Raw genomic sequence first — 13,756 nt, 5'->3', positions numbered from 1 at the left:
TGAATAATGTAAGAATTATCATCACCGCAGCACCCAGCAGTAAACCGGGATCGGGATGGGGATCCTGCCCCGGGGAAAATCGCGCCTTGCCCTCTCGGCAAACGCGCCAGACAACAACAAAAACCGAGGTTTTCAATGACAACTGCTTTACCGCAACCATCGCTATCGGGCCAATGCCTGGCCGAATTTCTGGGTACTGCACTGCTGATCTTTTTCGGCACTGGCTGCGTCGCCGCGCTCAAGGTCGCGGGCGCCAGTTTCGGCCTGTGGGAAATCAGCATCATCTGGGGCGTCGGCGTGAGCATGGCGATCTACCTCACCGCCGGAGTGTCCGGTGCGCATCTCAACCCTGCCGTGAGCATCGCCCTGAGCATTTTCGCCGACTTCGAAAAGCGCAAACTGCCGTTCTACATCCTCGCCCAGATCGCCGGCGCCTTCTGCGGCGCGCTGTTGGTTTACACGCTGTACAGCAACCTGTTCTTCGATTTCGAACAGACTCATCACATGGTCCGGGGTACGGCCGCCAGCCTGGAACTGGCCTCGGTATTCTCCACCTTCCCCAATCCGGTGCTGTCCACCGCGCAGGCCTTTCTGGTCGAGATGATCATCACCGCGATCCTGATGGGCGTGATCATGTCCCTGACCGACGACAACAACGGCCTGCCGAAAGGCCCGCTGGCGCCGCTGTTGATCGGTCTGCTGATTGCCGTGATCGGCAGTTCGATGGGCCCGCTGACCGGCTTCGCGATGAACCCGGCCCGAGACTTCGGCCCGAAACTGATGACTTTCTTCGCTGGCTGGGGTGAAATTTCCTTCACCGGTGCGCGCGAAATCCCGTACTTCCTGATTCCGATTTTTGCACCGATTGTCGGTGCCTGCCTCGGCGCCGCCGGGTATCGCGGGCTTATCGCTCGTCACCTGACCGGCGCCACACCTGCTACAAAGGATGCAGAACCGGCCATTGACGGCAAACCAAGAACTTCTTGAAACAGTCGGCGCGGACTCCTGCCCTTACCGAGCCCGCGCCACGGCCCACTCTCCCTTATTTCGTCCAAGGCAATCGACATGACCGACATTCAGAATAAGAACTACATCATTGCCCTCGATCAGGGTACGACCAGCTCCCGCGCGATCATTTTCGACCGCGACGCGAACGTGGTCTGCACCGCGCAGCGCGAATTCGCCCAGCATTACCCACAAGCCGGCTGGGTCGAACACGACCCGATGGAAATCTTCGCCACCCAGAGCGCGGTGATGGTCGAAGCCCTGGCCCAGGCCGGCCTGCATCACGATCAGGTCGCCGCCATCGGTATCACCAACCAGCGCGAAACCACCGTGGTCTGGGACAAGACCACCGGCCGTCCGGTGTACAACGCCATCGTCTGGCAGTGCCGCCGCAGCACCGAGATCTGCCAGCAGCTCAAGCGCGATGGCCACGAGCAGTACATCAGCGACACCACCGGCCTGGTCACCGACCCGTACTTCTCCGGCACCAAGTTGAAGTGGATCCTCGACAACGTCGAAGGCAGCCGCGAACGCGCGCGCAATGGCGAGCTGCTGTTCGGCACGGTCGATAGCTGGCTGATCTGGAAGTTCACTGGCGGCAAGGTGCACGTCACCGACTACACCAACGCCTCGCGCACCATGCTCTTCAACATCCACACCCTGGAGTGGGATGCGAAGATGCTGGAGATCCTCGACATCCCGCGCGAAATGCTGCCGGAGGTCAAAGCCTCTTCGGAAATCTACGGCCGTACCAAGAGCGGCATCGCCATCGGCGGGATCGCCGGCGACCAGCAGGCCGCGCTGTTCGGCCAGATGTGCGTCGAGCCGGGCCAGGCGAAAAACACCTACGGCACCGGCTGCTTCCTGCTGATGAACACCGGCGACAAAGCGGTGAAGTCCAAGCACGGCATGCTCACCACCATCGCCTGCGGCCCGCGTGGCGAAGTGGCGTATGCCCTGGAAGGCGCGGTGTTCAACGGCGGCTCCACCGTGCAGTGGCTGCGCGATGAGCTGAAGATCGTCAACGATGCCCACGACACCGAATACTTCGCCAATAAAGTGAAGGACAGCAACGGCGTGTACCTGGTGCCGGCCTTCACCGGCCTCGGCGCGCCGTACTGGGATCCGTATGCCCGTGGCGCCCTGTTCGGCCTGACCCGTGGCGTGCGTGTCGATCACATCATCCGCGCGGCACTGGAGTCGATCGCCTACCAGACCCGCGACGTGCTCGACGCCATGCAGCAGGACTCCGGCGAACGCCTCAAGGCCCTGCGCGTGGACGGCGGTGCGGTCGCCAACAACTTCCTCATGCAGTTCCAGGCCGACATCCTCGGCACGCAGGTCGAGCGTCCGCAGATGCGCGAAACCACCGCACTCGGCGCGGCCTACCTGGCCGGCCTGGCGTGCGGTTTCTGGGGCAGCCTGGAAGAACTGCGCGGCAAAGCGGTGATCGAGCGCGAGTTCGCCCCGAGCCTGGACGAGGCAGCCAAGGAGAAGCTCTATAAAGGCTGGAAAAAAGCGGTCAGCCGCACCCGTGACTGGGAACGCGAAGACGCTGAATAAGCCAACCTGAGGACTGCTATCCATAGGCTGCAAACAGACGTGAAAGCGTTGCAAGCGCAACAGAAACAGGTGAGGACGCGCCATTTACGGGTCTGTGAATGAGTCGTCCGCGCCTGCTTTCAACGCAGGATTGACCTGCGCTGTCGCTTTCACGTTGTCTGGAAACTGGTAGGGAGTGGATTCCTGCGTCATCATGGGCAAATTTTGCACGGCAGCCCAAAGGACGCCCCATGAATCTGCCTCCCCGTCAGCAGCAAATCCTCGAGCTGGTCCGCGAACGCGGCTACGTCAGCATCGAGGAAATGGCCACGTTGTTCGTTGTTACCCCGCAAACCATCCGCCGCGACATCAATCAGCTCGCGGAAGCCAATCTGCTGCGTCGCTACCATGGCGGCGCGGCCTATGACTCCAGCGTCGAAAACACCGCCTATGCGATGCGCGCCGATCAGATGCGCGATGAAAAGCAACGTATCGGTGAAGCCATCGCCGCGCAGATTCCCGATCACGCCTCGCTGTTCATCAACATCGGCACCACCACCGAATCCATCGCCCGCGCCCTGCTCAATCACAGCCACCTGAAAATCATCACCAACAACCTGCACGTCGCTTCGATGCTCAGTGCCAAGGATGATTTCGATGTGCTGCTGACCGGCGGCAACGTGCGCCGCGACGGCGGCGTGGTCGGTCAGGCCAGCGTCGACTTCATCAACCAGTTCAAGGTCGATTTCGCCCTGGTCGGTATCAGCGGCATCGACGAGGACGGCAGCCTGCTCGATTTCGATTACCAGGAAGTACGCGTCTCGCAAGCGATCATCGCCAATGCGCGGCAGGTGATCCTCGCGGCGGACTCGAGCAAGTTCGGCCGTAACGCCATGATCCGCCTCGGCCCGATCAGCCTGATCGACTGCCTGGTGACCGATCAGCAACCCGTGCCGGCGCTGGCTCAATTGTTGAGCCAGCACAAGATTCGCCTGGAAGTCGTTTAAACCCCTTCCCGCATAATTCCCTCCCGGTGAATTTCATTCCCACGCTCTGCGTGGGAATGCCCGCCCGGGACGCTCTGCATACCCTTTCAGTAGCTGACGCAGAGCGTCAATGTATGCATTCCCACGCAGAGCGTGGGAACGATCAGTCGCTCATGCAGGGCGATCCGCCCGCGAATGTTCGAAAATTTTCCTTTAACCGCCCTTCGATGAGTTTTTTCAATCGAAGTCGACTGGCTGTGCGCGTCTTTATCGGCTACCATTTTCGCAAATGAACATTTATGTTCGATTTCCAAACAGAAAATCAAAAGAGCCCGAGGCCAGCCGATGCCCACTTCTACCTTGCCTACGCCCCCTCTCGCCGAGATCTACGATATCGCCGTCATTGGTGGCGGCATCAATGGCGTGGGGATCGCAGCGGATGCCGCCGGTCGCGGTCTTTCGGTGTTCCTTTGCGAAAAGGATGACCTTACCAGCCACACGTCGTCGGCCAGCAGCAAGCTGATCCACGGTGGCCTGCGCTACCTCGAACATTACGAATTCCGTCTGGTGCGCGAAGCCCTGGCCGAACGCGAAGTGCTGCTGGCCAAGGCCCCGCACATCGTCAAACCAATGCGCTTCGTGCTGCCGCACCGCCCGCACCTGCGTCCGGCCTGGATGATCCGCGCCGGCCTGTTCCTCTATGACAACCTCGGCAAGCGGGAAAAACTGCCAGGCTCGCGAAGCCTCAAGTTCGGTGCCGACAGCGCCCTGAAAAGCGAAATCAGCAAGGGCTTCGAATACTCCGACTGCTGGGTCGACGACGCCCGCCTGGTGGTGCTGAACGCCATGGCCGCCCGCGAAAAAGGCGCGCATGTGCATACCCAGACCCGCTGCGTCAGCGCCCGCCGCAGCAAGGGTCTGTGGCACCTGCACCTGGAACGCGCCGATGGCAGTCTGTTTTCGATTCGCGCCAAGGCCCTGGTGAACGCCGCCGGCCCATGGGTGGCCAAGTTCATCCGTGACGACCTGAAGATGGAATCGCCGTATGGCATCCGTCTGATCCAGGGCAGCCACATCATCGTGCCGAAACTGTACGAAGGTGAGCACGCGCACATCCTGCAGAACGAAGACCAGCGCATCGTTTTCACCATCCCGTACCTGAACAGCTTCACCCTGATCGGTACTACCGATCGTGAGTACACCGGCGATCCGGCGAAAGTGGCAATCACCGACGGCGAAACCGATTACCTGCTCAACGTGGTCAACGCCCACTTCAAGAAGCAGATCGGCCGCGAAGATATCCTGCACAGCTATTCGGGCGTACGTCCGCTGTGCAATGACGAATCCGACAACCCGTCGGCCGTGACCCGCGACTACACCCTGGCGCTGTCCGGCGGCGCGGACGAAGCGCCGCTGCTGTCGGTGTTCGGCGGCAAGCTGACCACCTACCGCAAACTGGCCGAATCGGCGATGGCGCAGCTGATGCCGTTCTTCACCCAGATGCGCCCAAGCTGGACCGCCACCGCGACCCTGCCCGGCGGCGAAGACATGACCACGCCGCAGGCCTTGAGCGCGCGCATCCGCGACAAGTTCGACTGGGTACCGAGTGAAATCGCCCGCCGCTGGGCCACCACCTACGGCAGCCGCACCTGGCGCATGCTCGAAGGCGTCGACACCCTTGCCGACATGGGCGAACACATCGGCGGCGGGCTCTACACCCGTGAGGTCGATTACCTGTGCAGCGAAGAGTGGGCCACCACCGCGCACGACATCCTCTGGCGCCGCAGCAAGCTGGGCCTGTTCACGACCGCCGCCGAACAGGAAAAACTGGCGGCGTACCTCAGCAAGGTCGAGCACAATCGCAGCAAGATCGAAGCGGCCTGACCTTAACGCAGTGCAAAAAAAAGCCCCTGAATCGCACGATTCAGGGGCTTTTTGCTGTGGCGCCTACTGCGCCAGGTGCTGCAACAGAAAATCAATGAACACCCGCGACTTGTGTGGCACGTGGGCCTGGTTGGGAAACACCACATTGATCGAGCGTGCCGGCAGCGAATACGCCGGCAGCAAACGGATCAATTGCCCGCTGGCCAGTTCATCCTCGATCAGCCACTGCGGCAATACCGCAACCCCCAGCGACGACAGCGTCATCGCACGCATCGCCGCCGAAGAATTCGATTCGAAGTACGGCACGCCGCTGACCGTGACCTCCTGCCCCTGTGCGTCGTGCAACAGCCACTGGGTCGGCGTCTGCAGATTGCTGTTGGCGATCCACGGCACCCCGTTCAGATCCTGCGGCGCGTGCACCGGATGGCGCTGCAGAAACGCCGCAGTGGCCACCGGCACGACGTGATAATCGGCGATCTTGCGGCTCTTGAACGCCGAGTCCGCCAGGCTGCCGAGACGAATCACCAGGTCGAGTTTCTCGGCGACCAGATCATTGAGCGACGAGTCGGCGTAATAACTCAATTTGATCTGCGGGTAGCGCTGTGCGAACAGCGGCAGCAACGGCAGCAGGTATTTTTCGCCGTACTCGCTGGTCGAACTGATTCGCAGCGTGCCGCCAAGCCGCTCGCTGCCCTGCAGGACCTTGTCGAAAGCAGTGTCGATGTCCGCGACGATGGCCTTGAACTCGGCATAGAAGCTCTGCCCGGTTTCGGTCAGGGCGATGGCCCGGGTATTGCGAACCAGCAACGTCGTGGCCAGCGCCTCCTCCAGCGCCTTGATGTGCAGGCTGGCCATGGCTCGGCTGATGTTCAGGTAGCTGGCAGCCTTGGTGAAGGAGCCGAAATCGACGATCGCGAGAAATGTCTGCACCCGGTTCAAGTGCACGTGCATGGCGTTGTGGCTCACTGTTAAATCCTTTCAAACAGGCTGTTAAGCCCCGTTGCAGTGGTTGTACCTGCATGAGACCGCGTTCATCCCGGACGTCCGCAGATAACCGGTCGAGCGCCATTCGGTTTTCCGAACGCGACCTGTCGGTCGGTTCGGTTAACCGGATCAGAAAGCCGCAAAAATACCCTCAAAAAACTTTAATCCCCTGCAAAATCAAGCAGTTGATCTGTGGCAACTGGTCTGGCACGACTCATGCTCTACACTCTCTCGACGAATGTCTGTTGCGCCAACACAACAGGAGCCGTCAGGCATTCGAAGTACAAAAGGGCCCGCTCAACCGGCTCCATAAAAAAAACAATGTCGAGGAAAATTTGATGCGCATCGTTCCCCATATCCTGGGCGCAGCCATTGCTGCCGCTCTGATCAGCACACCAGTTTTCGCTGCCGAACTCACCGGCACCCTTAAGAAGATCAACGACTCGGGCACCATCACCCTCGGGCATCGTGACAGCTCCATTCCCTTCTCCTACATCGCCGACGCCTCGGGTAAACCGGTGGGCTACTCCCACGACATCCAGGTCGCGATCGTAGAAGCCCTGAAAAAAGACCTGAACAAGCCTGACCTGAACGCCAAGTACAACCTGGTCACTTCGCAAACCCGTATTCCTCTGGTGCAGAACGGCACCGTGGATATCGAGTGCGGCTCCACCACCAACAACGCCGAACGCGCCCAGCAAGTCGACTTCACCATCAACATCTTCGAAATCGGCACCCGCCTGCTGGTCAAGAAAGACAAGGATGGCAAGCCGTCCTACGCCGACTTTGCCGACCTCAAAGGCAAGAACGTCGTGACCACCGCCGGCACCACCTCCGAGCGCATCATCAAGGCGATGAACGCCGACAAGCAGATGGGCATGAACGTCATCTCCGCCAAGGACCACGGCGAATCCTTCCAGATGCTGGAGAGCGGCCGCGCCGTCGCCTTCATGATGGACGACGCCCTGCTGGCCGGCGAAGAAGCCAAGGCCAAGAAGCCGGACGACTGGGTCATCACCGGTACTCCACAGTCCTTCGAAGCCTATGCGTGCATGGTCCGCAAAGACGACCCGGCCTTCAAGAAGGCTGTAGACGACGCCATCGTCGCGCTCTACAAGTCCGGCGAGATCAACAAGATCTACAGCAAGTGGTTCGAAAGCCCGATCCCGCCGAAGGGTCTGAACCTGAACTTCCCGATGAGCGAAAAGGTTAAAGAGCTGATCGCCAACCCGAGCGACAAGCCTGCGCCAGACGTAAAAATCTGACACTGATCTAACCTTGTCACCTGAGGGAGCCAACCCTCCCTCAGGCGACAGTTAATACCTGCTGGTTTCAACTGGAACACTCGACCCGGTGGTTTTCGAGCCGATCGCGTGTGCCTGACGTTCAACGTCAGACGGGAAAGGATCTTCCCCAGGCGGGCACTTGTACATCGATCGAATCGAGGGGAGACCCTAATGAATTACAACTGGGACTGGGGCGTGTTCTTCAAGTCCACCGGCGTGGGCAGCGAGACCTATCTCGACTGGTTCATCTCCGGCCTGGGCTGGACCATCGCCATCGCCGTCGTGGCCTGGATCATCGCCCTGTTGCTGGGCTCGCTGCTGGGCATCATGCGCACCGTGCCGAACCGCATCGTGTCGGGCATCGCGACCTGCTACGTCGAGTTGTTCCGCAACGTGCCGCTGCTGGTTCAGCTGTTCATCTGGTACTTCCTGGTACCCGACATGCTGCCGCAGAACCTGCAGGACTGGTATAAGCAGGACCTCAACCCGACCACCTCGGCCTACCTGAGCGTTGTCGTGTGCCTGGGCCTGTTCACCGCCGCCCGCGTCTGCGAACAGGTTCGCACCGGTATCCAGGCGCTGCCGCGTGGCCAGGAATCCGCCGCCCGCGCCATGGGCTTCAAGCTGCCGCAGATCTACTGGAACGTGCTGCTGCCCCAGGCCTACCGGATCATCATTCCGCCGCTGACCTCGGAATTCCTCAACGTGTTCAAGAACTCCTCCGTGGCGTCCTTGATCGGCCTGATGGAACTGCTGGCGCAAACCAAACAGACCGCCGAGTTCTCGGCCAACCTGTTCGAAGCCTTCACCCTGGCGACCCTGATCTATTTCACCCTGAACATGAGCCTGATGCTGCTGATGCGCATGGTCGAGAAGAAAGTCGCCGTGCCCGGCCTGATCTCCGTAGGGGGTAAATGATGGAATTCGATTTCAGTGGCATCGTCCCGGCCATTCCCGGCCTGTGGAACGGCATGCTGATGACCCTCAAGCTGATGGCGCTGGGCGTGGTCGGCGGAATCATCCTCGGCACTCTCCTGGCATTGATGCGCCTGTCCCACAGCAAGCTGCTGTCGAGCATCGCCGGCGCCTACGTCAACTATTTCCGCTCCATCCCGCTGCTGCTGGTGATCACCTGGTTCTACCTGGCGGTGCCGTTCGTGCTGCGCTGGATCACCGGCGAAGACACCCCGATCGGCGCGTTCACCTCGTGCATCGTGGCCTTCATGATGTTCGAAGCGGCTTACTTCTGCGAAATCGTCCGTGCCGGCGTGCAGTCGATCCCCAAGGGCCAGATGGGTGCCGCGCAGGCACTGGGCATGACCTACGGGCAGATGATGCGCCTGATCATCCTGCCGCAGGCGTTCCGCAAGATGACCCCGCTGCTGCTGCAGCAGAGCATCATCCTGTTCCAGGACACCTCGCTGGTCTACACCGTGGGCCTGGTGGACTTCCTCAACGCCTCGCGCGCCAGTGGCGACATCATTGGCCGCTCCAATGAGTTCCTGATCTTCGCAGGTCTCGTGTACTTCACCATCAGCTTCGCCGCCTCGCAGCTGGTCAAGCGTCTGCAAAAAAGGTTCGCCGTATGATCTCTATCAAGAACATCAACAAGTGGTATGGGGACTTCCAGGTGCTGACCGATTGCAGCACCGAGGTCAAGAAGGGTGAAGTGATCGTGGTCTGCGGCCCGTCCGGTTCGGGCAAGTCGACCCTGATCAAGTGCGTCAACGCGCTGGAGCCGTTCCAGAAAGGCGACATCGTCGTCGACGGCACCTCGATTGCCGATCCGAAGACCAACCTGCCGAAACTGCGCTCGCGGGTCGGCATGGTGTTCCAGCATTTCGAGCTGTTCCCGCACCTGACCATCACCGAGAACCTGACCATCGCGCAGATCAAGGTGCTGGGCCGCAGCAAGGAAGAAGCGACCAAGAAAGGCCTGCAACTGCTCGAACGCGTCGGCCTCTCCGCTCATGCTCACAAGCATCCCGGCCAACTGTCCGGCGGCCAGCAGCAGCGCGTGGCCATTGCGCGGGCACTGGCGATGGACCCGATCGTCATGCTGTTCGACGAACCGACCTCGGCGCTGGACCCGGAAATGGTCAACGAAGTGCTCGACGTGATGGTGCAACTGGCCCACGAAGGCATGACCATGATGTGCGTGACCCACGAAATGGGCTTCGCCCGCAAAGTGGCCGACCGGGTGATCTTCATGGATGCCGGCAAGATCATCGAAGACTGCAAGAAGGAAGAATTCTTCGGCGATATCAGCCAGCGTTCCGAACGCGCGCAGCATTTCCTCGAGAAAATCCTGCAGCACTAAAAGCACCGCGTTCCCTGTGGGAGCGGGCTTACCCGCGATGGGGCCCTGTCAGTTGTCGATGATGGCGACTGACAGACCGCTATCGCTGGCAAGCCGGCGCCCACAGCCGCAGTGACAGCTATCAGGTAAGTGTTGTGGTTGACCCAAGGCATCTGTGATGAAATGCGACCCCAATCTCTATCGCGCCGCGCCGCCATCACTTGCCGTGAAACCCCGTCTGATCCGCCATTTGTTCCTGCCGCCGCTGGTCATCGTGTTGATGGTCGGGCTGGGTTACGCCGGCTTCTGGATCAGTGAACACTTCGGCATTCGCAGCCTCAGCGAAAACGGCCAGCGTCAGCTCGAGTTGAACGCCCGGGCCGTCGAAAGCGAAATCAGCAAATACACCTACCTGCCCAGCCTGCTCGAGCTCGAATCGAGCGTTTCGCAGTTGCTCGGCGATCCGACCCCGGAACACCGGCAAACGGTCAACGATTACCTTGAAGGCCTGAACCGGCGCAGCCGCAGTCGGGCCATCTACGTCATGGACACCACCGGCCGGGTCATGGCCACCAGCAACTGGCGCGATGTCGACAGCTACCTCGGCGAGGACCTGTCATTTCGCGCCTATTTCCAGAACGCCGTGCGCGGCCAGCCCGGGCGCTTCTACGGTATCGGCAGCACCAATGGCGAACCCGGCTATTACCTGGCCCATGGCCTGGAAGAACACGGCAAGATCATTGGCGTCGCGGTGGTCAAGGTGCGCATGGAAGCCATGGAGGAACGCTGGCAACGGGCGCGCCTGGAAGCCTTCGTCAGTGACGAGAACGGCATCATCATTCTCTCCAGCGATCCGGCCCGACGGCTGAAATCGGTGGTACCGCTGAGCGATGAAACCAAGGAAAAACTCGCCCGCAGCCTGCAGTACTACTGGTTTCCGCTCAACGAACTGCAACCGCTGGCCCGGGAAACCCTGGCCGAAGGCGTGGAGAAACTCACTTTCCCGGCCAACTCCGAACTGCTGCCGCGCCAGGAGCGCGACGAGGAAAACATCAGTTACCTGGCGCAGACCCGGCCGCTGAGCGATACACCGTGGAATTTCACCCTGCTCACGCCGTTGCAGGACTTGCGTCGCGAAGCGATCAACCAGGGCATCCTGGTGGCCGTGGCGTTTGCCCTGGTGGCGTTCCTGCTGATCGCCTGGAACGAGCGACGCAAGGTCATCGCCACCCGCCTCGCCGCCCGCGAAGCCTTGCAGGAAGCCAACAATCAGCTCGAGCGTCGGATTACCGAACGCACCGCCGACCTGCGTGCCAGCAACGACCGCCTCAAGAGCCAGATCCGCGAACGGCGCCAGGCCGAGGAAACCCTGCGCCGCGCCCAGGATGAACTGGTGCAGGCCGGCAAACTGGCGGCCATCGGCCAGATGTCCACCAGCATCGCCCACGAATTGAACCAGCCGCTGGCCGCCATGCGCACGCTGTCGGGCAACACCATTCGCTTTCTCGAACGCGGCCAGCTCGATGTCGCCAGCACCAACCTGAAAACCATCAACGACCTGATCGACCGCATGGGCCGGATCACCGCCAGCCTGCGCTCGTTCGCCCGCCGCGGCGACGACAAGGGCCAGGCCAGCCTCGGCAAAGCCGTGGAGGCCGCGCTGCAGGTGCTTGGTGCGCGGGTGGAAACTGCGGCGGTGCAACTGCATCGGCAGTTCGAAGACGTGCAAGTGCAGATCGACCAGACCCGCCTGGAGCAGATTCTGGTCAACCTGATCGGCAACGCCCTCGACGCCATGCAGGCACAACCGCTGCCGGAGCTGTGGCTCGAAGGCGAGGCATTCGACGGCAAATATCGCCTGCGGGTGCGCGACAACGGCCACGGCATCGACGCCGAGGCGCGCAAGCATCTGTTCGAACCGTTCTTTACCACCAAGCCTGGCGAACAGGGCCTGGGCCTCGGCCTGACCCTGTCCGCCAGCCTGGCCGCCGCCACCGGCGGGCACCTGGGTGTCGAGCACCCGGCCAGCGGTGGCACCACCTTCGTCCTCAGTTTACCGTTGGTAAGCCCTACTCCCGCCGAGCCAATATGAACAACGACCTTAGTGTGCTGATCGTCGAAGACGACCCCCATGTGCTGCTCGGCTGCCAGCAGGCGCTGACCCTCGAGGACATTCCATGCATCGGCGTCGGCAGTGCCGAAGAAGCGCTGGAGCGGGTCGGCGACAATTTCGCCGGCATCGTCATCAGTGATATTCGCCTGCCCGGTATCGATGGCCTCGAGCTGCTGACCCGCCTCAAGCAACGCGACCGCAGCCTGCCGGTGGTGCTGATCACCGGCCACGGCGACATCTCGATGGCCGTCGGCGCGATGCAGAAAGGTGCCTATGACTTCATGGAGAAGCCGTTCTCTCCGGAACGCCTGGTGGACGTCGCGCGGCGTGCCCTCGAGCAACGCAGCCTGGCCCGCGAAGTCAGCTCGCTGCGCCGGCAACTGGCCGAACGCGACTCCCTCGAAGGGCGCATCATCGGCCGCTCGCCGGCCATGCAGAACCTGCGCGAACTGATCGCCAACGTCGCCGACACCTCGGCCAACGTGCTCATCGAAGGCGAAACCGGCACCGGCAAGGAACTGGTCGCACGCTGCCTGCACGACTTCAGCCGGCGCCACAGCAAACAGTTCGTCGCGCTGAACTGCGGCGGCCTGCCGGAAAACCTCTTCGAAAGCGAGATCTTCGGTCACGAGGCCAACGCCTTCACCGGCGCCGGCAAGCGGCGCATCGGCAAGATCGAGCACGCCGACGGCGGCACGCTGTTTCTCGACGAAGTGGAAAGCATGCCGCTGCCGTTGCAGATCAAACTGCTGCGGGTGTTGCAGGAACGCACCCTCGAACGCCTCGGCTCGAACCAGAGCGTGGCGGTCGATTGCCGGGTGATCGCGGCGACCAAATCCGATCTCGACGAGTCGAGCAAGGTCGGCGAATTCCGCAGCGACCTGTATTACCGACTCAACGTGGTGACCCTGGAACTGCCGCCGCTGCGCGAGCGCCGCGAAGACATCCTGCAACTGTTCGAACACTTTACCCAGCAGTCGGCCCTGCGCTTCGACCGCGCGCTGCCGGAGCTGGACAACCAGACCCTGTCGAACCTGATGAGCCACGACTGGCCGGGCAACGTGCGCGAACTGCGCAACGTCGCCGAGCGCTTCGCCCTCGGCCTGCCGGCGTTCAAGAAATCCGGGGCGAGCAGCGGTGGCCAGGGCCTGGCATTCGCCGAAGCGGTGGAAGCGTTCGAACGCAACCTGCTCAGCGATGCCCTGCAGCGCAGCGGCGGCAACCTGACCCAGGCCAGCCAGGAACTGGGCATGGCCAAGACCACGCTGTTCGACAAAGTGAAAAAATACGGCCTGAGCCATTAAGCGAGAACGACGTGGATCTGATTTTCAAAGCGTTGCTGGGGGCGGCGGTGGTGGTGATTCTTGCCGCGCTGTCGAAAACCCGCAATTACTACATCGCCGGCCTGGTGCCGCTGTTTCCGACCTTCGCCCTGATCGCCCACTACATCGTCGGCAAGGGCCGTTCGATCGACGACCTGAAGACCACCATCGTCTTTGGCATGTGGTCGATCATTCCGTATTTCGTCTATCTGGCGACGTTGTATGTGATGGTCGACCGCCTGCGCCTGGAAGCGTCGCTGGCCGTGGCGGCGGTGGCCTGGTTGATGGCGGCGACTGTCCTGGTCACCGTGTGGGTGCGCCTGCACAGCTGACAG

12 protein-coding genes are annotated in these 13,756 nt (G+C 61.4%); 11 read left to right on the top strand and 1 reads right to left on the bottom strand.

The genetic code is table 11. The annotated features are described in order from the left end of the window. The first annotated feature begins 135 nt into the window (after positions 1-135). The 4 genes from QRN70_RS24530 (at position 136) to glpD (ending at position 5,417) form a co-directional block, all read left to right on the top strand. Positions 136-987: an MIP/aquaporin family protein gene (locus QRN70_RS24530; protein WP_285420466.1), complete on the top strand. Its 852-nt coding sequence runs from the start codon at positions 136-138 to the stop codon at positions 985-987. Between the two features lie 78 nt (positions 988-1,065). Beyond that, positions 1,066-2,568, top strand: coding sequence for a glycerol kinase GlpK (gene glpK, locus QRN70_RS24525; protein ID WP_285420465.1), 1,503 nt, complete (start codon positions 1,066-1,068; stop codon positions 2,566-2,568). 230 nt (positions 2,569-2,798) lie between these two features. Beyond that, positions 2,799-3,554: a DeoR/GlpR family transcriptional regulator gene (locus QRN70_RS24520; protein WP_007953179.1), complete on the top strand. Its 756-nt coding sequence runs from the start codon at positions 2,799-2,801 to the stop codon at positions 3,552-3,554. Between the two features lie 324 nt (positions 3,555-3,878). Continuing rightward, positions 3,879-5,417, top strand: a complete 1,539-nt coding sequence (gene glpD, locus QRN70_RS24515) for a glycerol-3-phosphate dehydrogenase (RefSeq protein WP_285420464.1) — start codon at positions 3,879-3,881, stop codon at positions 5,415-5,417. A 63-nt stretch (positions 5,418-5,480) separates the two neighbouring features. On the opposite strand, the gene QRN70_RS24510 is transcribed toward glpD, so the two are convergent. Beyond that, the gene (locus QRN70_RS24510) at positions 5,481-6,368 is read right to left on the bottom strand and encodes a LysR family transcriptional regulator (RefSeq protein ID WP_285420526.1); all 888 of its coding nucleotides are present in this window, start codon (positions 6,366-6,368) and stop codon (positions 5,481-5,483) included. A 371-nt stretch (positions 6,369-6,739) separates the two neighbouring features. Between QRN70_RS24510 and QRN70_RS24505 the strand changes: the two genes are divergently transcribed. From QRN70_RS24505 to QRN70_RS24475, 7 genes are all read left to right on the top strand, one after another. Continuing rightward, positions 6,740-7,666, top strand: a complete 927-nt coding sequence (locus tag QRN70_RS24505; protein ID WP_285420463.1) for a glutamate/aspartate ABC transporter substrate-binding protein — start codon at positions 6,740-6,742, stop codon at positions 7,664-7,666. Between the two features lie 192 nt (positions 7,667-7,858). Beyond that, on the top strand, positions 7,859-8,605 hold the full coding sequence (locus QRN70_RS24500; RefSeq protein WP_285420462.1) for an amino acid ABC transporter permease: 747 nt from the start codon (positions 7,859-7,861) through the stop codon (positions 8,603-8,605). Then, on the top strand, positions 8,605-9,276 hold the full coding sequence (locus QRN70_RS24495; protein WP_285420461.1) for an amino acid ABC transporter permease: 672 nt from the start codon (positions 8,605-8,607) through the stop codon (positions 9,274-9,276). The genes QRN70_RS24500 and QRN70_RS24495 overlap by 1 nt, the downstream gene beginning before the upstream one ends. Next, the gene (locus QRN70_RS24490; protein WP_007953170.1) at positions 9,273-10,007 is read left to right on the top strand and encodes an amino acid ABC transporter ATP-binding protein; all 735 of its coding nucleotides are present in this window, start codon (positions 9,273-9,275) and stop codon (positions 10,005-10,007) included. Before QRN70_RS24495 ends, QRN70_RS24490 begins: the two co-directional genes overlap by 4 nt. Before the next feature lie 157 nt (positions 10,008-10,164). After that, on the top strand, positions 10,165-12,078 hold the full coding sequence (aauS, locus tag QRN70_RS24485) for a two-component sensor histidine kinase AauS (protein ID WP_285420460.1): 1,914 nt from the start codon (positions 10,165-10,167) through the stop codon (positions 12,076-12,078). Beyond that, complete coding sequence (gene aauR, locus QRN70_RS24480) at positions 12,075-13,403, top strand: two-component response regulator AauR (RefSeq protein ID WP_285420459.1); 1,329 nt, start codon at positions 12,075-12,077, stop codon at positions 13,401-13,403. The genes aauS and aauR overlap by 4 nt, the downstream gene beginning before the upstream one ends. A 20-nt stretch (positions 13,404-13,423) precedes the next feature. Next, entirely contained in the window at positions 13,424-13,753 is a 330-nt protein-coding gene (locus tag QRN70_RS24475) for a GlpM family protein (RefSeq protein WP_161806673.1), read from the top strand. Positions 13,754-13,756 lie beyond the last annotated feature (3 nt).

It is taken from the genome of Pseudomonas sp. efr-133-TYG-5 (genome assembly GCF_030209175.1).
GTDB lineage: Bacteria > Pseudomonadota > Gammaproteobacteria > Pseudomonadales > Pseudomonadaceae > Aquipseudomonas.
The sequence above is the reverse complement of the archived record's forward strand: the minus strand, read 5'-3'. Positions and strand labels throughout refer to the sequence as shown.